The organism is Arthrobacter sp. YN (assembly GCF_002224285.1).
Classification (GTDB): Bacteria; Actinomycetota; Actinomycetes; order Actinomycetales; family Micrococcaceae; genus Arthrobacter.
On sequence record NZ_CP022436.1, the window covers coordinates 4,969,588 to 4,988,874 of the forward strand.

26 protein-coding genes are annotated in these 19,287 nt (G+C 62.9%); 14 read left to right on the forward strand and 12 right to left on the reverse strand.

The window, feature by feature from the left end; all coding sequences use genetic code 11:
• Positions 1–18: 18 nt before the first annotated feature.
• Entirely contained in the window at positions 19–291 is a 273-nt protein-coding gene (locus CGK93_RS22895) for a DUF2277 domain-containing protein (RefSeq protein ID WP_089596993.1), read from the reverse strand.
• 158 nt (positions 292–449) lie between these two features.
• On the opposite strand from CGK93_RS22895, the gene CGK93_RS22900 reads away from it, so the two are divergent.
• Positions 450–713, forward strand: coding sequence for a WXG100 family type VII secretion target (locus CGK93_RS22900; protein ID WP_011776688.1), 264 nt, complete (start codon positions 450–452; stop codon positions 711–713).
• Between the two features lie 62 nt (positions 714–775).
• Here the strand turns inward: CGK93_RS22900 and CGK93_RS22905 are convergent, their stop codons facing one another.
• On the reverse strand, positions 776–1,822 hold the full coding sequence (locus tag CGK93_RS22905; RefSeq protein ID WP_089596994.1) for an EamA family transporter: 1,047 nt from the start codon (positions 1,820–1,822) through the stop codon (positions 776–778).
• 71 nt (positions 1,823–1,893) lie between these two features.
• On the opposite strand from CGK93_RS22905, the gene CGK93_RS22910 reads away from it, so the two are divergent.
• Together CGK93_RS22910 and CGK93_RS22915 are read left to right on the forward strand one after the other, a co-directional pair.
• On the forward strand, positions 1,894–2,442 hold the full coding sequence (locus tag CGK93_RS22910) for a CGNR zinc finger domain-containing protein (protein WP_089596995.1): 549 nt from the start codon (positions 1,894–1,896) through the stop codon (positions 2,440–2,442).
• Between the two features lie 47 nt (positions 2,443–2,489).
• Positions 2,490–2,849: an iron chaperone gene (locus CGK93_RS22915; protein WP_089596996.1), complete on the forward strand. Its 360-nt coding sequence runs from the start codon at positions 2,490–2,492 to the stop codon at positions 2,847–2,849.
• A gap of 9 nt (positions 2,850–2,858) precedes the next feature.
• Here the strand turns inward: CGK93_RS22915 and CGK93_RS22920 are convergent, their stop codons facing one another.
• The 4 genes from CGK93_RS22920 to CGK93_RS22935 form a co-directional block, all read right to left on the reverse strand.
• Positions 2,859–3,308, reverse strand: a complete 450-nt coding sequence (locus tag CGK93_RS22920) for a hypothetical protein (RefSeq protein ID WP_089596997.1) — start codon at positions 3,306–3,308, stop codon at positions 2,859–2,861.
• Positions 3,309–3,425: 117 nt separating this feature from the next.
• Positions 3,426–3,770, reverse strand: coding sequence for a hypothetical protein (locus CGK93_RS22925; RefSeq protein ID WP_089596998.1), 345 nt, complete (start codon positions 3,768–3,770; stop codon positions 3,426–3,428).
• 68 nt (positions 3,771–3,838) lie between these two features.
• Positions 3,839–4,423 (reverse strand): DUF308 domain-containing protein, encoded by a 585-nt coding sequence (locus CGK93_RS22930; RefSeq protein WP_232481476.1) that lies wholly within the window; start codon positions 4,421–4,423, stop codon positions 3,839–3,841.
• A 9-nt stretch (positions 4,424–4,432) separates the two neighbouring features.
• The gene (locus CGK93_RS22935; RefSeq protein WP_089597000.1) at positions 4,433–5,773 is read right to left on the reverse strand and encodes an MATE family efflux transporter; all 1,341 of its coding nucleotides are present in this window, start codon (positions 5,771–5,773) and stop codon (positions 4,433–4,435) included.
• Between the two features lie 41 nt (positions 5,774–5,814).
• Here CGK93_RS22935 and CGK93_RS22940 point away from each other — a divergent pair, with 41 nt between their 5' ends.
• From CGK93_RS22940 to CGK93_RS22950, 3 genes are all read left to right on the forward strand, one after another.
• Entirely contained in the window at positions 5,815–6,414 is a 600-nt protein-coding gene (locus tag CGK93_RS22940) for an antibiotic biosynthesis monooxygenase (protein ID WP_089597001.1), read from the forward strand.
• Complete coding sequence (locus CGK93_RS22945; RefSeq protein ID WP_089597002.1) at positions 6,411–6,821, forward strand: GNAT family N-acetyltransferase; 411 nt, start codon at positions 6,411–6,413, stop codon at positions 6,819–6,821. Before CGK93_RS22940 ends, CGK93_RS22945 begins: the two co-directional genes overlap by 4 nt.
• 67 nt (positions 6,822–6,888) lie before the next feature.
• Positions 6,889–7,323, forward strand: coding sequence for a DoxX family protein (locus CGK93_RS22950; protein WP_089597003.1), 435 nt, complete (start codon positions 6,889–6,891; stop codon positions 7,321–7,323).
• A 126-nt stretch (positions 7,324–7,449) separates the two neighbouring features.
• Here CGK93_RS22950 and aztD read toward each other — a convergent pair whose 3' ends face one another.
• Positions 7,450–8,763, reverse strand: coding sequence for a zinc metallochaperone AztD (gene aztD, locus CGK93_RS22955; RefSeq protein ID WP_232481477.1), 1,314 nt, complete (start codon positions 8,761–8,763; stop codon positions 7,450–7,452).
• A gap of 124 nt (positions 8,764–8,887) precedes the next feature.
• On the opposite strand from aztD, the gene CGK93_RS22960 reads away from it, so the two are divergent.
• The 3 genes from CGK93_RS22960 (at position 8,888) to CGK93_RS22970 (ending at position 10,823) form a co-directional block, all read left to right on the forward strand.
• A complete protein-coding gene (locus tag CGK93_RS22960; protein ID WP_089597004.1) occupies positions 8,888–9,220 on the forward strand; it encodes a PEP-utilizing enzyme in 333 nt (110 codons plus the stop codon).
• Positions 9,217–9,780 (forward strand): hypothetical protein, encoded by a 564-nt coding sequence (locus CGK93_RS22965; protein WP_089597005.1) that lies wholly within the window; start codon positions 9,217–9,219, stop codon positions 9,778–9,780. The genes CGK93_RS22960 and CGK93_RS22965 overlap by 4 nt, the downstream gene beginning before the upstream one ends.
• 68 nt (positions 9,781–9,848) lie before the next feature.
• Entirely contained in the window at positions 9,849–10,823 is a 975-nt protein-coding gene (locus tag CGK93_RS22970; protein ID WP_089597006.1) for an acyl-CoA thioesterase, read from the forward strand.
• 59 nt (positions 10,824–10,882) lie between these two features.
• Here the strand turns inward: CGK93_RS22970 and CGK93_RS22975 are convergent, their stop codons facing one another.
• Positions 10,883–11,905, reverse strand: a complete 1,023-nt coding sequence (locus tag CGK93_RS22975; RefSeq protein ID WP_089597007.1) for an endonuclease/exonuclease/phosphatase family protein — start codon at positions 11,903–11,905, stop codon at positions 10,883–10,885.
• A 61-nt stretch (positions 11,906–11,966) separates the two neighbouring features.
• Between CGK93_RS22975 and CGK93_RS22980 the strand changes: the two genes are divergently transcribed.
• Positions 11,967–12,650 (forward strand): response regulator transcription factor, encoded by a 684-nt coding sequence (locus tag CGK93_RS22980; protein WP_232481478.1) that lies wholly within the window; start codon positions 11,967–11,969, stop codon positions 12,648–12,650.
• Positions 12,651–12,664: 14 nt separating this feature from the next.
• Positions 12,665–13,990, forward strand: a complete 1,326-nt coding sequence (locus CGK93_RS22985; RefSeq protein ID WP_089597008.1) for a sensor histidine kinase — start codon at positions 12,665–12,667, stop codon at positions 13,988–13,990.
• A 15-nt stretch (positions 13,991–14,005) separates the two neighbouring features.
• On the opposite strand, the gene CGK93_RS22990 is transcribed toward CGK93_RS22985, so the two are convergent.
• Positions 14,006–14,743, reverse strand: coding sequence for a VOC family protein (locus CGK93_RS22990; protein ID WP_089597009.1), 738 nt, complete (start codon positions 14,741–14,743; stop codon positions 14,006–14,008).
• Positions 14,744–14,832: 89 nt separating this feature from the next.
• Between CGK93_RS22990 and CGK93_RS24465 the strand changes: the two genes are divergently transcribed.
• Positions 14,833–14,967, forward strand: coding sequence for a hypothetical protein (locus CGK93_RS24465; RefSeq protein WP_269768462.1), 135 nt, complete (start codon positions 14,833–14,835; stop codon positions 14,965–14,967).
• A 61-nt stretch (positions 14,968–15,028) separates the two neighbouring features.
• Here CGK93_RS24465 and CGK93_RS22995 read toward each other — a convergent pair whose 3' ends face one another.
• Together CGK93_RS22995 and dnaB are read right to left on the reverse strand one after the other, a co-directional pair.
• Complete coding sequence (locus tag CGK93_RS22995; protein ID WP_089597010.1) at positions 15,029–15,760, reverse strand: hypothetical protein; 732 nt, start codon at positions 15,758–15,760, stop codon at positions 15,029–15,031.
• A gap of 94 nt (positions 15,761–15,854) precedes the next feature.
• Complete coding sequence (gene dnaB / locus CGK93_RS23000; protein WP_089597011.1) at positions 15,855–17,243, reverse strand: replicative DNA helicase; 1,389 nt, start codon at positions 17,241–17,243, stop codon at positions 15,855–15,857.
• 595 nt (positions 17,244–17,838) lie between these two features.
• Between dnaB and CGK93_RS23005 the strand changes: the two genes are divergently transcribed.
• Complete coding sequence (locus tag CGK93_RS23005) at positions 17,839–18,312, forward strand: hypothetical protein (RefSeq protein ID WP_089597012.1); 474 nt, start codon at positions 17,839–17,841, stop codon at positions 18,310–18,312.
• Between the two features lie 7 nt (positions 18,313–18,319).
• Positions 18,320–18,895: a hypothetical protein gene (locus tag CGK93_RS23010; RefSeq protein ID WP_089597013.1), complete on the forward strand. Its 576-nt coding sequence runs from the start codon at positions 18,320–18,322 to the stop codon at positions 18,893–18,895.
• Positions 18,896–18,901: 6 nt separating this feature from the next.
• On the opposite strand, the gene CGK93_RS23015 is transcribed toward CGK93_RS23010, so the two are convergent.
• On the reverse strand, positions 18,902–19,258 hold the full coding sequence (locus CGK93_RS23015) for a TFIIB-type zinc ribbon-containing protein (protein ID WP_232481479.1): 357 nt from the start codon (positions 19,256–19,258) through the stop codon (positions 18,902–18,904).
• Positions 19,259–19,287 lie beyond the last annotated feature (29 nt).

Consider the following 19,287-nt stretch of genomic DNA (forward strand, 5'->3'; position numbering starts at 1 on the left):
AAGCGAACAGGGGCCTGGTTAGGCCGTCCCGAAACGGACGGCCGACCGGGCCTTTGCTTTTGCTGCTTCCTCTTCCCGGTTCTTCGCCGGAGCGTGGCTCACCAGGGAGTCCAGGAGATGCTGCGTAATGTGGGCGATCTCGTGGACCGCCTCGGCGAAGGCTTCCTCGTTGGCTTTGGAAGGCTTGGTGGATCCGCTGATCTTGCGTACGTATTGCAGCGCTGCGGCCTCCACTTCGGCGTTCGTAGCATGCGGTTCGAAGTTATGCAGGGTCCTGATATTGCGGCACATAACCCCATGCTAACTATGGGCAGTGCTGCATGGGGAGGGGTGCCCATCGACGGTTTTTGGATTCCCGGGATAGGTTTTAGTTATTGGATCTTCCGGATGAGCCGGAGGCCGCTGGGGATGCCGAAGAGCTCGGGTCCGAACAAATGAAGGAGAATCTCATGGCTATTTGGGGTGCAGATGTTGATCAGCTTCGTCAGCTCGGTAACAAGCTGAAGGCAGGTGCCGAGAACATCGAGCAGCAGCGTTCACAGCTGAAGGGTGCTCTCGACGGCACCGACTGGAAGGGCCCGGACGCTGACAAGTTCCGCGGCGAGTGGGACAGCCAGCACGCTTCGAACCTGAAGAAGGTTGCCGACGCACTTCGCGAAGCCGGCGATCGCGCTCAGAAGAACGCTGAGCAGCAGCAGCAGGCCTCCAACTAAGACAGTTGGGAAGAACCCGGACGCACAAGCGTCCGGGTTCTTTGCTTTTAAGGCTCTTCAGCTCAGCTGCGTGGCGCTTTGGTGACGGACCCTGACGGGACGGGTTCGACGTCGTTCGGGTGGTCCAGGACCCGGGCCGCCGCCTCAGCGGGCTGGCCGGCAGCTGTGCGACGGTCTCCCCGCAACTCATCGACGCGGACCAGGACGACGCCGCCCACTATGAAAAGGCCGCCCAGCAGCTGAATGGGACCGGGGAGCTCGCCCAGCAGCAACCATGCCCAGATCACGGCGAACAGAACTTCGGTCAGGGACACGAACGATGCCACTTTGGAACCCAGGCTCCGCGCGGCCATGATCCCGGAAACATAGGCGAGGACAGTGGCCAGGATGATGAGTCCGACTGCGGACACCCACCACGGCGTTGTCCACGGTCCCAGGGTTGTATCGGCGGTGCTGAACGTCATGGGCAGCAAACCCAGCAGGCCGACCAGCCACATCACCAGCGCACCCACCATGAGCCCGCCGGACGCGAGCACCAGCGGAGGCAGGGTGTCGTTCTCCTTGGCAGTGATGAAGAAGTAGATCACCAGGCATACGGCCGCGGCCATGCCCCAAAGAACACCAATGAAGTCCACCTTCACGGCGCCGGTCAGGTCGAGCACCAGGACCAGGCCACCCAGTGAAAGGAGGGCGCCCACAGCGGTAAGGGCCCGGGGCCGGCGGCGGCTTGCGATCCACAGCCACAGGACGATCATCACCGGAGCCAGGTACTCCAGCAGCAAAGCGACGCCCACGGACAACCGCGCGACGGCGTTGAAGTAGAAGAGCTGGCATCCTGCGACGCCGATCAGGCCGAACAGCAGGATGGTCAGCCAGTTGTCCTTGAGTTGGTGCCAGCGTCCTCGGAGAACCACGACGGCGGGAATCAACAGAATCAGCGCGGCACCGGTGAGGCGCACGGCAACAGCGGCGCCGGGTGACCAACCGGTTTCCAGCATCGACTTGGCGAACGAGCCGGACGTGCCAAAGACAGCGGAAGAAAAGAGTGCGATGCCGAGTCCTGATGCCAGGAAACCTTGTGCATCAGCCTTCGTCGTTGGAGCTGACACAGCAGCCTCCTGTCAGGAGTAAAGTGGGCTTATGGTCATGACAGTACTCCCGGAACTTGTAAGGAGTCAAAGTGCTTTTTGCGCCTGACACCGAAGTAGCCCTTCGCAGCGTCGTCAATCTCATCAACACGGCCGCCAACGGAGAGGAATCGCTCGCCACACTGGAGGACCTCAACACCTTCCTGGACGCCGAAGAGTTCACGGGCTCCAGGGTTAACTCCCCTGCGGAACTGACCAGCATCAAGCGTCTCCGCAGCGAACTCGCAGCGCTCTGGAGTGCCGACGAGGACACGGCCGCCAAGTCCGTCAACAAGCTGCTGATCGATGCCAAGGCACTCCCCCAACTTGTGAAACATGACCACTGGGACTGGCACCTCCACGCCACCACTCCTGAAGCTCCGCTGGCAGACCGGATGGGCACAGAAGCAGCCATGGCCATCGTCGACGTCATCCGCAGCAGGGAAATGGACCGCATGCGCGTGTGCGCGGCCGAGGACTGCGACGCCGTGGTACTGGACCTCAGCCGCAACCGCTCCAAGCTCTACTGCGACACCGGCAATTGCGCCAACCGCGCCCACGTCGCGGCCTACCGGGCCAGGAAGGCCGCCGAGGGCGAGTAAAGGGCATAATGGCGCTATCCACACGGTCGATGCAGAGGACACCCACCATGACAGCGAGTTCCATCAGCGAGTACATCGACCAGTACGACGGCGACGTACAGCAACGATTGCTGACCGTGTACCAGATGATCAAGTCGGCCGTACCGGCTGAAGCGGTGGAATCGATCAGTTGGCGCATGCCCACGTTCAAACTCGGCGTCGAGCCATTGTTCTTCTTTACCGGAACCAAGCGCCACGTCGGGTTCTACCCCACACCGCAGGCGATCACGCACTTCTCAACGGCTTTGAGCGACTACGGAACCACCGAGCACGCCATCCAACTGCCCCACAATGCCCCGCTCCCCATCGAGCTCATCCAGGAGATCATCGATTGGCGGCTGCAGCAATTGCCTTCAGACGAGGCATGACCGGTTCGATCAAGCTGCGCTTTCCGGCCACGTCACACGATCGCCGGAGACCATCGACATCGGCCCCAGGCTTACGCCCTTTCCCCGGACCAGCGTGTACGGCTGCACCAGGCTCAGCGCGAATCCCGCTGAGTGTTCCAACGCGAGATGAATGGCGTCACCTTCCAGGCCCACAAGCCTGACGTCGGACACCACGACGGCGGCCCGCAGGTCCTCGCGCTGGTCGGTCAGCGCGTCGTAGCATTCGGCGATGGCGGCGTGGGACTCCACTTCGCCAGCCCCGGGCTTCGTCTCCGCACCGAGGAGGAAGTGGTCGCCGTCGTCCTTGATGGCTGCCGCGAAGGGGTGGAGCCGGCCGGAAACGGTGAGGCGTTGCACTGCCAGCGGCAACGCCAGGTTGAGCAAGGTATCCACGTCCGCCTGGGCCGTTTTATCCACGGATTCCCGCCAAGGTGCCATCAATTCCCCCCAAGAAAGATAGTCGTGGGCCCACCCTACCCGCGGACTTCAGCCAGCGGAATTCCACAGCACACACAAAAAAGCGCTCCCCCACCACGGTGGGGAAGCGCTGAAAGGTTAGCGGCCGGCGTCGGGCGTTTCAGTCTGGTCGTCCGGAGCAGCCGGGCCGCCGTGGCCGGGACGCTTGGAGCTGAGGTTCACCCCGGAGCCCTTCCCGAGGTGGTCGGCATTTTCCTTGTGGCTCATGGAAAGCATGGCCGCCACAACAAGGCTCACGATGAACGCGATGCCGGCGCCGGTGAAGGCGAGGTCGAACCGCGGGGCCTTTGCGCTGCCGCCCGAAGCGAAGATGAGCACGGCCACGAAGGCCAGTACTGCAAAGAACGCGGAGAACATGAGGGGTCCCTTGACCGAGGTCCGCATCTTGCGCGGTTCTCCTGGTGTCTGGTCAGCCACGGTCATTCCTCCAATGATGGCGGTTCGTGTCCGCCGGTCTGTAAAAGTTCTACAACGAGTAGAACGTCCAGCTACTAGTTTACGGCCTCGGGCGAAGCACTGGGCCCAGCAGCCTGGGCCGTGCCACCGGAGCTTGCCTTGGAATCATGCCGCAAGGTCAGCCCGGACAGGATCCACAGCACGCCGGAAATGATGGCCCCGCCGCCGGCAACACCCAACAGCGCATGGGCCCCGAGCGAGGTGAAGAACGGCAGCAAAACGGCCGTGCCAACGGAAATGACGCCGGAAACCAGCCAGTCGCGAGCCAGGGAATCACGCTTCCTGATGCCGTGCACCACCTCGAGGAGGCCCAGCACCAGCAGCGCCAGCATGGCTGAAAGAGCGACGCCCGCATCAGACTGGGTGACCAGTGCGCCAATTCCGCCGAGCGCCATCACCGCAGGCACCGCCGCCGGCAAAGCGCGGGACATCCACACGGCCCCGGCAGTCGCAAGCAAATACAGGCCCACGGCCCACGCCAGGACGTGCACGGACGGGGAAGCCCAGAAGATGGTGACCGCGCCAAACAACAGTACCACCGTGGCACGGATCAGCACGGGTTTCCAGAGTCCGGCCGCGGAGGCAGAAGGAGTCTGGGCAGGAGTCGCTGGGAGAGTCACCCGTCCAGTTTAGTGGGAACCCAGCACCATCCACCGATCAGTGCGTGCGCGCAGCCCCAAAGTCACCCCGCGGGCCAGCATGTAGCCCAGCGCAAACGCGGCCCACAGCCAGAGGAGCCCCGCCTCGCCGTCGGGCCTTAACTGGTGGATGGCCACCAGCAGCGGCAGGTAGACCACCAGGTTGACGACGCCGGCAATCGCCAGATAGCGCGCGTCGCCGGCACCGATGAGGACTCCGTCCAGGACGAAGACATAGCCCGCCAGCGGCTGCCCGACCGCCAGGACCCATAGAGCGACAGTGAGGGCGGAGCGAACACCGGCGTCGGGAGTGAAGAGGTAGCCGGCCCAGGGTGCCGCAATGGCAAGGAGTACACCGGTGATCACGCCGAATCCCAGGCCCCAGCGGATCATGGTGCGGGTCAGCTCACGGACGCGTTGGGCATTCCTGGCGCCAAGTTCCTTGCCGATCAAGGCTTGCGCAGCAATCGCGAGGGCATCCAGGGCGAACGCGAGGAACGAGAAAATGGTCATGGCCAACTGGTGCGCGGCCAGGTTCACAGCCCCTTGGGCCGTGACCACCAGAACAGTGGCGAGGATGGCGAGGCGGAGACTCAGGGTGCGCAACATAAGCCATGAACCCACCTTGGTCATGGCCCGGATGCCATGCCAGTCGGGCTTCAAGGACACGCCGTGTTGCCGCGCATTCCGGCTCACCATCACCAAATAGACCGCCGCCATGGCCCACTGCGCAATGCTGGTGCCGATCGCGGAGCCTGCCACGGACATGTTCAGTCCGTAGACCAGGAACAGGTTGAGGGCGATGTTCAGCGCGAAACCGGCGGTGGCCACCAGCAACGGAGTCCGGGTGTCCTGGAGCCCACGGAGGACGCCGGTCCCGGCGAAAATGAGCAGCATCGCGGCCAGGCCCGGCATGGACCAGCGCAAATAGTCGACGGCAAATTGGCGGACATCACCGGTCGCCCCCATGAAGCCAACCAGCGGTTCAGCCGCCACAAAGCCAACCACGGCGAGCGCCAGGCCCAGCAGCAGCGCCAGCCACACGCCGTCGCGCCCTGCTGCCAAAGCCTTCCCCAACTTGCCGTCGCCGATGGCCCGGGCGACTGCCGGCGTCGTCGAATACGCCAGGAAGACCATCAGCCCCACTGCGGTGTGCAGGATGGTGGACGCGAGGCCCACACCTGCCAGCTGGTCGACGCCCAAATGCCCCACAATGGCGGAGTCGGCCAGCAGGAACAGCGGCTCGGCAATGAGCGCGCCGAACGCGGGGACGGCCAGGCGGAGGATCTCGCGGGCGTTGGAGCGCGTGGGTGTGATTGTGGTTTGAGGCACTAAACAAGCCTAGTCCGCTGTGGGCCGGGTACATTTGGGCCGTGTCACACGAGCATCCCGTCACCGTTTCCGTCGCCCGCACCATCCTGCCGGGCTATACCCGCCAAGCCAACGCGTGGGCCCACGCCGGCCAGGAACTCGCCCGCGAATGGCCGGGATACCTGGGGTCGGGGTGGGTTCGCAATGGGGTGGACTCCACCGAATGGCACATGCTCTATCGCTTTGCTGACGCCGAGTCGCTGCAGGAGTGGGAGGACTCCGAGGAGCGGCGCTGGTGGATCGACAGCGCGAGGGACATGATGGAGACCACCCGCGTGGAGCGTCACACGGGGATTGAGGGCTGGTTCTCGCGGCCTGGCGACGTCTCGGTCGTTGTGCCCGAAACGGTGGTGCCGCCGCGCTGGAAGCAGGCCATCAGCATCTTCCTGCCGTTCTTCCCTTTGAGCTTGCTGGCCAATTTCCTGCTGCATCCTTTGACGCAGGACTGGCCGTTGGTGTTTGCGGTGCTCCTCAACATCGTGATCCTCACGCCGCTGATGACCTACATTTTCCTGCCGATCACCACCCGGCTGCTGCAGCCATGGCTTCAGGCAAAGCCCCGCGGCAGCCGTCCTGTTCGGACCAAGGGGGCTGCGCGATGACCTACGTTCTTTCCGCAGACAAGGACCGCGTTGATCGCGATTGGCTCTGGAATGAACTCTCCACCAACGTCTACTGGGGGAGGTGGCGCACTCGCGCCGATGTTGAAGCACAGTTGGACAACGCTTGGCGGATCGTGGGTGCCTACGATTCCCGCACCGGCGCCATGGTGGGCTACGCCCGGGCGTTCTCCGACGGCGTCGCCATCGCTTACCTGGCCGACGTTTACGTCCACGAATCCGCGCGCGGCCAGTCGCTGGGCAAGGCCATTGTCCGGGAGATGATCGACGCCGGGCCGGGGGCCAACTTCCGTTGGATGCTCCACACCAGCGATGCACATGGTCTGTACCAGCAGTTCGGTTTTGCAGAACCGGATGCCCGCTACCTTGAGCGTCGCGAAGTCAGGTAGCTGGGAGTTTGGTCATAAAAGGCCACGATTAGTTGACACTTCAACCTAACTCCTGAAGGGTTGAAGTATGAACAAGTCCAGCTTGACCACCACAGCCCTGACCATCCTGCGCGTTATTGCAGGATTTCTCTTCGCCGCGCACGGTTGGCAGAAGTTCAACGAATTCACCATCGCAGGTACCCAGGCCTCCTTCGCCCAGATGGGCGTGCCCGGCGCCTCAGCAGTTGCCCCGATTGTGGCAACCCTGGAGCTCGTGGGCGGCATCGCGCTGATCATCGGGCTTCTTACCCGCGTGTTCGCAGCGCTCCTGGCCGTCAACATGCTCGGCGCACTCTTCCTGGTGCACGCGCCGGCCGGCGTCTTCGTCGGCAACGGCGGGTACGAGCTGGTGCTGCTCTTCGCCGGAGCCGCCTTGGCCCTCGCACTGGCCGGCGCAGGCAAAATCTCCGCCGACGCCGCACTGTTCGGCCGTTCAGGATCCAAGCTCCGCGTCCTGGCATAAGCACCCACCGACCCTCTCTCACATAACAGCCCCTTTACGCCAACGGTCTCTCACTTCCTTCAGGAAAGTGAGAGACCGTTGGCGTTTAAGCATGGGGATGTGAGAGAGGATCGGGGTCGGGAGGGCCTAGCCCTTGACGCCGGTCAGCTCGTTCGGGACGTGCTCCACCTGCGCCGACTTCGCCACCTTGCCGGTCTTCAAGTCCACCGCGTGGATGGTGCGGGTCGCCGGCTCGGTGACAAACGCCGTCGAGCCTTGGACAAAGAGCGTTGGCCGCGGGTCCTGCCAGGTTGTGGATTCTTCCCAAGCCCCAACCACCGGGATCGTCGACGTAACGGTACCGGTCAGGGGATCGATCACACGCAGGCCGCCATCCGTGCCAAGTACCAGCGCCTCACCGGCGGGCCCGCGGCCGAGCGAGCGGAAGGAGTAGCTGGTGCCGATATCCACCAACTGCAGGCTGGCCGTCTCAGTATTAACCAGGGAGATCCGCGTGGGCCGCTCGAGCTCGGCGGCCTTATCCACTTTGTAGTCACCGAGAATGACGGGCGACTTTTCGGAGCCCGCCTGGTTTCCCATCCGGCCGTAGGCATCAGGGCTGGCGACCTTGGTGATGGCGCCGTCCTTGTAGATGAGCATCCCGTTTTCGCAGCCAACCACTACAGCTTCGTTGGCGGCTACGGCCTCGCCGTGAACTCCGGGGCATTCTTCGTTGCGCACTACTTCCTTGCGTTCTTGCCCCTTGCCCGCCGACAGCACCGCGATGCCCGAGCGCCCCTCCTCGTTGCCGAGTGTCACCAGGAGCTTGCCGTCTTCCAGCTCCACAGCCACACCGTGATGTGCCTCGGGCGTTGTGTAGACGTCAGTCGCGGGCAGCTTTCCGTCCTCTACTGCAGCGGCCAGCGCAGGGGTTTGGAAGCTCTCCACCTTCCCGGAACCGTCATTGAAGAGCACGGTCTTATCTCCGTGCAGCACCACGTGACCGGCCTTGTCTGCCGCAAACGCCAACTCAGTCAGCTTGGGCTCGGCCACATAGTGGTGGCTGTGATCGCCGTGCGGCTCCGTCCAGGCGCCTGCGTCGAAGAGGCGGAAGGAGTCGCCTGTGGAGACGAAGACGTGCCGGCCATCACCGGCCGGGTTAAGTCTGTTGAAACCGGACATTTCCGCACTTCCCACCTGCTCAAGCGAGGTAGCGTCCAGAACGGAAATGCCGGCGTCGTGGGTGTAAACGAGCCGCGGAGTCGGCGCCCCAGCCTCCTTTGCGCTGGGTGCGGAGGTGGCTTGGGGCGTTGCGTCGACTGCGTTGCCGGCTGAGCCACCAGGGGCGGCGCACGCTGTCAGCAAGAGGGCAGAGAGCCCGACGGCGGCAATCGGCTGTGCGCGAAGCCTGCTTTTGGGCGCGGTGCGGACAGGGGACATGGGGGCGGGGTGATGAGGCATGTCTTAAATGATATTGATTCTCATTTATGGTGCAACTTGGTCGATCAGCTGCTTGTCACGTTTCGTGGCGTACGACCAGGCCGAATGGTGCCGGGGCAGCGGTTTCGGTGGTAGAACTAGCGTGATGAACACGATCCTCACCGGTGTCGGCGCCAGCGCCGGGACTGTCCAAGGGCCCGCTCGGCTCATTCACGGACCCGACGAATTCAGCCGCTTCCAGGCCGGCGATGTCCTGATCTGCCGCACCACCGACCCCGCATGGACCCCTCTGTTCGCCATGGCATCGGCAGTAGTCACCCAGACCGGCGGAATGCTGTCCCACGCAGCGATAGTGGCCAGGGAATACGGAATTCCAGCCGTGTTGGGCGTCCGCGATGCCCTTGATTTGCTCCCCGACGGAAGCCCGCTGACCGTAGACGGCGCGCAAGGAACCGTCACCGTGGCGGACAGCAAATGACACTTCTCACCCTGCACGCCGTGCGCCTCCTCGGATTCGCGGATACGGAGGCTGTAGCGGCGCGCTTCGCACAGGATCGCCTTGCGGTGGAGTCCCAGCTCATCGATGCCGGTGTGAACGGCCTTGTTACGTACAGCACGTTTGCGGGGAGCAGTGGTTGGTCGTTGTCGAGCTTTGGCCGAACTGAGAACGAGCGGCTGCTTGCCCAAGAGCTGGATCATGCAGGGGCACGCGGCGCGGTACTGGCCGTGCATGACGATTTCGCGGACCTAAACACCGGCGTCGTGGAGGCTTGCAGCGCCATCCAGCTGCAGACTCCGGACGGTGAGGGGGCTATGGATGTCCTGATAGGCGCCTTGGCAGCGTGGCGTCCGCTCGAAGCCCAGCTCGCCGGCGCGCTCCCCCGCTTCGAGGGTTACTCCGAGCGCCTGCTGAACGCATTGAAGCGCGTTCCAGAGGATACGGCCTGGTTGACGGCTACGGACCGCGATTCATTCCACCGCGCTTGGTTCGAGCTGCACGAGGATCTCATCGCCACCCTTGGCATCCAGCGCGCGTGACCCGTTCAACCCCTGGGACAGCCGACTTAGTCACGTAACAGAAACCTGCCAACAGTAAGATTCCAAGCATGAGCGATGACGCCGCCAATTCAGTGACCCTCCGCTTCCTCGCGGCTCCCATGGACGTTGGACACAGCGGGTCAGTCGACGCCGGCACGGTCCTTGAGTGGGTGGATAAGGCAGCCTACGCAGCAGCAGTGGGCTGGTCGAAGTCGTATTGTGTCACCGCCTATGTGGGCAACATCCACTTCACGGATCCGGTCAACAGCGGCGACATGGTGGAGGTGACGTCCACCATCGTCTACACCGGCCGCTCCTCCATGCACATCCACACCGTGGTCAGCTCGCGGGACCCCAAGGGCGGCCCTGAGACGATGCACAGCCAGTGCATGGTGATCTTTGTGGCGGTGGGGCCCGACGGCAAACCGATTCCCGTCCCCCAGTTTGAGCCGTCTACGCCTGAAGAGATCGAGCAACGCGACCATGCCCTGGCGCGCATCGAGGTCCGCGAGGAGATCGTCAATGCGATGAACGCCCAGGAATATACCGACGCCGGCACCGCCGAACGCGTCGTCCTGCGGTTCATGGCGTCCCCCACTGATGTGAACTGGGGCGGCAAGGTCCACGGCGGCATCGTCATGAAGTGGATCGACGAAGCCGCATATGTGTGCGCCTCCCGGTACGCCGGGAAGGACACAGTGGCCGTATTCTCCGGTGGTGTGCGTTTCTACCGGCCCCTGCTGATCGGTCACGTCGTAGAGGTGGAAGCCCGTCTCGTCTACACCGGCGCCAAGGGCATGCACATCGCGGTCCACGTCCGCTCCGGGGATCCCAAGAACCGCGAAATGAACCTGACTACGTATTGCCTCACGGTGATGGTGGCACGCGATGAAAGTGGCACTGCAGTGCCGATTCCGTCTTGGGTGCCAGTCTCCGAGGAGGACAAGAAGCTGCACGCTCATGCCCGCGAACTGCTGGAAATCCGCGGGCGGGCGCCGGGAAACCGGCTGCCGGATCACCTGCTGAAGGCGTCGGGCAACTAAGGTCAGGCAACTAAGGGAGCCGGCTCACCCTGAGTGTCGAAGCGCGCGTGAGCTGTCCGTCATCGGTGAAGGCTCACCGTCGGCCGGGTTGGCCCCGGCTGCAGCCATGCCATCGCTGCCAGATGGTCCGTGCCCGGCGTTTTTATGACGGAGGCACCAGAAAGGGTGAATCCGCGGAACAGAATGTGGTCCGGTCGGGTGGCCGGGAGGCTGGCCGGCCAGGTGAAACCGAAGCCGGCCCGGGCGTCGTCGAGTATCCCCAGCAGTGGGCCAAAAGAGCGGTCTGTGTTCGCCGTATTGAAGTCTCCGACCACCAAGAGCCGCGACGACGGATCCGCCTCCACCAGCCTGCTGAGCTTGGCAAGCCCGGCGTTCCGGCTGCGCACTTCACCGGGTCGGACCGAGGGCAGATGCACGGCATAGAGCTGGACGGGGCCGTCCGGCGACTCCAACTGCACGCTCATGGCGCGGGACCAGCCAAGCCCCAAGGTCAGGGGCCTGCCTTGGCTCAGGGGAAACCGGCTCCACACTCCCACCGTCCCGGCTACCTGCCGATACCCGAACGTCTGGTCCATCAACGGCGCAATCCGCTCCAGGGCGGGACCGGTGAGCTCCTGAAGGACCACGACGGCGGCACCGGACTGGATCACCTTTTCCACCGCCGCCTCGGCCTCCGGATTTCCAGCGCGGAGGTTCTGCGTGGCAACGCTCCATCCGTTGGCTGCCGCCTCCGAGGCGCCTGGAGCGGAAGCCGGTGCGGTGCCCGTCGCTATGACTGGCAGGAAGACCACGCACCAGGAAACCAGAGCGGCCGCCGCTGGGATGGAGCCAGCCCACGCTTTCGAGAGCAACGCCACGATCAAAAGGGCAGCTATGACCACCCCCAGCCATGGCAGGAAACTCTCGATGGCGAGCGCTATCCCGTGAGCCTCCGGCACCAGTCTGTGGCCGAAGATCAGAGCAATCATTGCCCCGGCAGAGATGCCCACAACCCAGTCCCTTGCACGGGGGCGACGCCGCCGCGACGTGAGCAGACCTCGCTGCGCGGCGGTTGCGAAGGTGGTTCCGATGTCCTTTTCCATAGCCCCATGGTTCAGAAATGAACTTAAAGGATTCTGAAGCCGCGCAAACTATGCTGGGGCCATGACGGAGCCCATAACAGTCCTGGTCGTTGACGACGATCCGGACATCAGGAGCTCCCTGCAGTCCCTGCTTGAAGCGGCCGGCTACCAGGTTGAGTCGGCAGCTGACGGCCGGGAAGCTCTCGAATGGGTGGCCGCAACGTCCCCGGACCTGCTGGTGGCGGACGTTGTGATGCCGGTGATGGACGGACTCGGCCTCTGCCGAATGCTCCGGGCAGCCGGCAATGCAGTTCCGATCCTCTTGCTCACGGCCCGCAGCGATGTGGCCGACTGCGTTGCGGGGTTGGATGCCGGAGCGGACGACTACCTTTCCAAGCCCTTTGAACCCGATGAGCTGTTGGCGCGGTTGAGGGCCATGGCGCGCCGGACAACCCACCTTCCGGCCAGTCCCGCTGGGTACGACGACTTGGAACTGGTGCCCGAGGCCCACGCCGTGAGGCAAAACGGACGGTGGATTGACCTCAGCAGCACCGAGTACGCCATTCTTTGTGTCCTCGCGGAAAACCCTGAGCAGGCACTCAGCCGGGGCCAGATCAGTGACGCCGTGTGGGGATATGCAATGACGCCGGCCTCCAATTCATTGGAGGTCTACATCAGCTACCTGCGACGAAAACTCGAAGCCGAGGGTGAACCACGGATCATCCAGACCGTTCGCGGCGTCGGATACCGGCTGGCTGCGTCGTGACGCTACGGCTGAGGATGACGCTGGTCATCGCAGCGGCCATCACCCTCACTGTTTCAGTGTTCGCAGTACTGGTGTACGTCTTTGTGGGTCATGAACTGCGCAAGAACGAGGATCTCTCCCTGAGGCGCGAATCGGATCGCATCATCCAGCTGATCCAGACCGATCCCAATTGGCAAGGCTTTTCGCAGTGCACCTGGGTCCGTTCGCCTGCCTGTGCCCAACTTGTGGCACCGACGCCCAACGAAGACCCCGACTCCGGTGCCGGGCCGGCACTGCCCATCACCGGTCAGATGCGGGAGGTGGCGTCGGGTGAGAGTGCGGCCTTCTTCACGGAAGCGGCCATCGGCGACGACCCCATCCGCGTGTATGTCAGGCCTCTGCCGGATCAGCGAGCCTTGGTAGTGGGTGTCAGGGACGACAGGGTGCTGGCGTCCTTCGAGCGACTCGGTTGGCTGCTCGCGGCAACAGTGTTGGGCGCCCTAGTGGTGGCCGCAGGCACTGCCTACATAGCCGCACGACGCGGATTACGTCCGGTAGATCGGCTCACGGCCGTAGCCGAGAGTATCGCCCAAACCGGCAACACTGACATCAGGATCCCTCAAAGCACCACCACTGAGATCAACCGGCTCAGCAACGCCTTCAATACGATGCTGAGCGAATTGGAGCAATCCCGTCACCAGCAGGAGCAGCTGATTGCCGATGCCTCCCATGAACTGCGGACACCCCTGACATCGCTGCGGACCAACGCAGCAATGCTCCGGAACTCCGAACTTCCCCAGGTCAGCAAGGAACGCATTACCGGGGCCCTGGAGCATGAACTGATAGCCATGCAGTCCCTCATCGAGGACCTGATCGACCTGGCCCGAAACAAGGAGTCCCCTTCCTTCATCGAAGAAGTTGATCTCAACGAACTTGTTCTCTTCTGCATGGACAACGCGGAACGGCGTTACCCCGGGGTGGCATGGTCCCTGGAAGGACCCGGCGGCCCTCTCCTCGTGCCTGGAGAACGCGTCAGGCTGGCCCGCGCCATCACTAATCTGCTGGACAACGCCGGCAAATTCACGCCCGAGCCGGGCCAGGTCCGGGTAGCCCTCACCGCCTCAAAAGGAGGTGTCACTCTTGACGTGCGGGATACGGGGCCGGGTATTCCGTCGGAGGATCTGGACCGTGTCTTTGACAGGTTCTACCGATCCACCAGTGCGCGAAGCGTGGCCGGATCGGGTGTGGGCCTCGCCGTGGTCCACAACGTAGCCATCGCCCACAATGGCATGGCAAAAGCGCATCCGAGCCCCAGCGGGGCACACTTCAGCCTTACGCTGCCGCTGGCCGAAGGCAGCTAGACACCCCGCCTGTCGTCAGCCTGGCCGCAGTACACAGAACTCATTGCCCTCAGGGTCGGTGAGGCACCGCCACGACACGTCGCCCTGGCCGATATCGGCGTCAACGGCACCCAGCGTGCGCAAACGGCCCACTTCTGCCGCTTGATCGTCACCGGAGTAGGGCATCAGGTCGAGGTGTATTCGGTTCTGCAATGAGTCGGGGTCCGTCGTCCGGAGCAACTCCAGATATGGCCCGACCCCCGCGGACGAACGCAGCCTCGCGTGTTCATCCGTCACCTCGTGCAAGGTCCAGTCCGTCGCCCCGCTCCAGAAGGCGGCCATACCCCGCGGATCTTCGCAATTGACCACCACAGTGGCAATGGGTCCGGTGTCCTGATAGATCGGGCGGGGTTCCAAGACGCAGAACAGGTTGCCCTCGGGATCTGCCAGCACCGTCCATGGCACCTCTCCCTGCCCTATATCGGCCGGAGTCGCGCCGAGCTTCTTGAGCCGCGCAATAAGTTCCGCCTGGTGAGCAGCAGAGGTGGTAGCGAGATCGAGATGCACCCGGTATTTCACCGTCTCCGGGTCCGGAACTGCCACGACGTCAACGCAGACGGCTGAAGGGTCCGGCCACGTGAACCCCACGGGTTCAACGTTGGTCACACCTGGCCCCTCGCTGGAAATACCCCATCCGAGGGCGTCAGCCCAAAACTTCCCGAGAGCAGAGTCATCCCGGGCTTTGAAGTTCACTTGAACAAGTCGCAGGGCCATGACGCCCTACCTTATACCGAGCCCAGGCAATTTCGCGGCCGGCAACGTCCTGACCAAGGCATGGAGCCCGACGCGGAGGTCGGCGACTGTTGGAATCGATGTACCAGGACCTCACCAGCGGCCTGGACGAGCGCCCGTCTGCCACGGTGATCCCGAGCCGCAGGGGCCACATCGAGGAGACCTACCAACATCTGGTGGAGGCCCTGGCTCTGGCCGTTCCTTAGGGGCACCAAAAAGCCGCGCAGGCGGGAAGGCTCCCGCCTGCGCGGCCCGGACATGCAAGAACTACTTGATCAGCGCTGCTGCCTGGTCCATGAGGGCGCCGGCTGCTTCCGGGCCGCCGGCCACGCCATCTTCGGCTGATGCCGAGGCGGAGATCAGGACACCATTCTTAATCGCATGCGCAATAAAGATGGCGCCAGTTCGTCCGTCAGGGAGCACCATCACCGTCTTGAAACCCTCTGTTCCGGGCACGTTGCCCACGCCTTCGACCTTCTGAGTAGAGGTGGTGAGCGTTTGCCCTTCGGCTGAGTAGGACACCTTTTTGCACTCTTCCGCCTGGGATTTGCTCTTCTCCAAATCGTCTTGGAGACGGGCAGCATCGACGCCGGAGGTCATTGACACACTGCTGATGAAACCGTTGGCTTTGGTCCGGGTCGTGCCGGCCGCCGTGGAACCGTCGATGGTGCGCGGCGCCCCCAGCAAGAAAGGATCCTTACAGGCGGCGGGTTCGATGGTGGCTCCTGCGAATCCCTTAACCATCGAGTCATACTGCGCCAGCAGCTCGTCGCCGGAGAGTACGGCGGGGCTGGTGCCATCCGCCAGTTTAACCTGCCCGACCAACGCGATGAGCTCTTCCTTGGTGTACTGCTTCACGGGGGTCGGCGTCGAAGTAGCAGCCTCGCTGGCCGGGGCCGACGTTGATCCCTGTGAAGCCGTGGTACCACCACCACAAGCCGTGAGAGCCAAAATCACCAGTGCCGATGCCCCGAATCCGAGCAGCGAATTTTTCTTCATGTGTTTCCCCAATAATTCTTAGTGATGTGCCCGCGGACACGGACGTCACCAACACTACTGTCCCGGCTTGACCGCCTGGACCAGGCCGTGGGCGCTAGAAGCCGCCGCCACCAGCGCCTGCATCGCCTGCCATATTGGCAAAACGCGAGTAGTGGCCCTGGAACGCAACCACAATGTCCTTGGTGGGACCGTTACGGTGCTTGGCAATAAGGATGTCCGCTTCGCCGGCGCGGGGCGATTCTTTGTCGTAGACATCTTCACGGTGCAACAGGATGACCATGTCGGCGTCCTGCTCGATGGAGCCGGATTCACGGAGGTCGGACACCATGGGGCGCTTGTCCTGGCGCTGCTCGGAACCACGGTTCAGCTGTGACAGAGCGATGACGGGAACCTGGAGCTCCTTGGCGAGCAGCTTGAGCGCACGCGAGAACTCAGAAACTTCCTGCTGGCGGGATTCAACTTTTTTTCCGGAGCTCATGAGCTGGAGGTAGTCGAGGATGACCAGCTTGAGGTCGTGCTGCTGCTTCAGGCGGCGGCACTTGGCCCGGATCTCCATGAGGGACATGTTGGGGCTGTCATCGATGAACAACGGAGCATCGTTCATGCGACCCATGGTGGTGGCGATCTTGGACCATTGCTCGTCCTTGATGGTGCCCTTACGGAGGTCTTGCAGACCAATAGTGGCCTCTGCGGAGAGAAGACGCATGGCGATCTCGTTCCGGCCCATTTCCAAGGAGAACATGACTGTAGCCAGGTTGTTCTTTATGGCGGCGGAACGGGCGAAGTCCAGCGCGAACGTGGACTTACCCACGGCAGGACGCGCTGCAATGACGATCATCTGGCCGGGGTGGAGTCCGTGCGTCAGTTCGTCCAGCTCGTAGAAGCCCGTGGGAACCCCGGTCATGCCTTCGCCGCGGTGACCGGAAGCTTCGATCTCGTCCACGGTGGATTCCATGACGTCCTTCAACGCCACGTAGTCCTCTGCAGTGCGCTTTTCCGCCACCGCATAGACCTCGGCCTGGGCCTGGTTGACCAGGTCTTCCACTTCGCCGTCCTGGCCGTAGCCCATCTGGACGATCTTGGTGCCGGCGTTGACAAGGCGGCGAAGGACAGCACGCTCGGCAACAATCTCGGCGTAGTAGCCGGCGTTTGCCGCGGTGGGCACTGTCTGGATGAGCTCGTGGAGGTAGGCGGGGCCACCGATCCTGTTGATTTCTCCGCGCTTGGTCAGTTCATCCGAAACGGTGACGGCGTCGGCGGGCTCCCCACGACCGTAGAGGTCAATGATGGACTCATAGATGGTCTCGTGGGCCGGACGGTAGAAGTCATGCCCACGGACGATCTCGACGACATCCGCGATCGCGTCCTTGGACAGCATCATGCCGCCAAGCACCGACTGCTCAGCAGGGATGTCCTGGGGAGGTTTCCGGCTCGAGTCCGAAGCGCGTGTGCCCTCGATTGAGTCCAAGTGCGTAACTGACAAGGCTGTCCTCCATTTGTGTACCGCTGCAGAGATTTACTCCCCGGCGGCCCGTAAAGCGCAGTGTGTGGTGACGAAGACCACCCGGTGTCTCTGACGATGTCAGGCAGGGCCGACAAAATAGCATTCCGTATCCACAAGTTATCCACAGCCGATTCCCCAGGCCCGCTGCCAGTGGTGGTTTGAGCAGCGTCCGGGAAACTCAACAAGGGATATTCGCATCCAAAATGGACACTCCAGACACGTTACAGCAGGCACCTGGGACCCCCTGTGGAAAACCTGTGGAATACCAGCCCCTCGTTGTGCACAGACTGTGCGTTACCCTGTGGATAGAGAAATTCTTTTACGGGAAACTAGCGTCTGACCTGCGGAAACGCTCATCACAAGCTGTGGACTAAAGAAAGATTTGGCGCAATTTCATCCACAGACGCGCCGCCCCTCTTTGCCTCATGAAGGGTGGAATGCACCCCAAACATGCCGCAAATGTGATGCATCTTACAAACCGGCCCCAAATTTGACACCACTGTCTCAGAAGCCTATGCCGGAAGTGGAATGTGCTGTGGATAACCAAGTTCTGGCATAAGCTCTAAGCATGGGGATGAACTTTGGTGACGTGTTGACGCTTGCCCTTCCGCTTCTAGTCCTCGTTGGCCTGTTGTGGGCACTCACGGCGGCCTTCAAGCCGCGGGATACCGGCGTCTCCGACGCGGAGAGGTATCAACGTGAACTGGCGGCCCGTTCGGCTGCGCACCAAGCGTCCCAAGTCCAGGAGGCGCTGGCCCTGCGCGCCCGCATTGAAGCCACCACCAAGCCGAGCCAGAATGAGGCAAGCCACCGGGAACAGGCGGAGAACACCAGGTCCGCTATTCAAGCCCAGGCCGCCCGTTCACACGCTGCCGGCCAGACCGGACACCAGCCTGCCGTCCTTCCCAATGGCCAACTGAACCCGCAGCTTGCGCTCGAGCTCCAAAACCTGGTCCGCAGCGGGAAGAAGATCGAGGCCATCAAGGTTCTGCGCCAAGCCACCCACTCGGACCTGCTTACCGCCAAGAACTACGTAGATCGGCTCTGACAACGCCATGGATTCCATCCTCATCCCGCTCCTGATCCTCATTGCGGTCATTGCGGGCGTGCTCCTGCTTATTCGCTCCTTCACCAAGCGTTCCGCTGAAACCACGGCGGGCGTCGCCGCCGCGAACGCCCCGAAGGATCCCGTGGAGCTGGCCAGGGAGTCTGCCGCCAAGCTCAGCCAGGAGCAGCACCGCCAGCTCTACTCCCTGATCGCCCGTGGACAGGGCATGGCAGCGATCAAGCTCTACTTACAGGCCACCGGCGAAGGCCTGCGTGCCTCGCGTGAAGCGGTGGGCGCCTTGGCGGCCCACCCGCAGCCTTTCACGCCGGAGCCAGCCGTCAAGGACCTGCTGGCGGAGGACGATGACGAGCCCGAGCGCTTTCCCTACCGCTACAGGGCGATTGTCAGCAAAGGCGAGGTGACGCGGGAAGTGAGCAGCAACATGCTCAACGATGAGATCTACGGACGAATCCGGACGCTCGCCAAAAGTGGAGATGTTGAGGGCGCCGCCATCGCGTTGACGCGCCACTCAGACATCACCATCAAACAGGCCCGCGAGTTTATTGAGCTGTTGGACGACTAGGAAAACCTAGAAGTCGAACAGGTCTCCAAGGAAGCCTTCTTTTTTCTTGCGCTTACGGCCGTACCCATCGCGATCGTAGCTTTCGCGCCGATCGCCATCCCGCCGGTCATAGTCGCGCCTGTCCCTGTCGTCATAGCGCGGCTGCTGTGGACGGGACTCAAACGGATTGTAGAGGGGTGGCGGCGCGACGGGGGGCTGGGACGGCGCAGCCGCCGGCCGGGAGGGGGCAGGGATGGTTTCTGCTGCGACGCGATCAATGATCTTGTCCAGCTCCCCACGGTCCAGCCACACACCCCTGCATTGCGGGCAGTAGTCAATCTCCACGCCGCTTCGTTCGCTCATCACCAGGTCAATGGAATCCACAGGACACTTCATGGTTGCCCCAACGATCA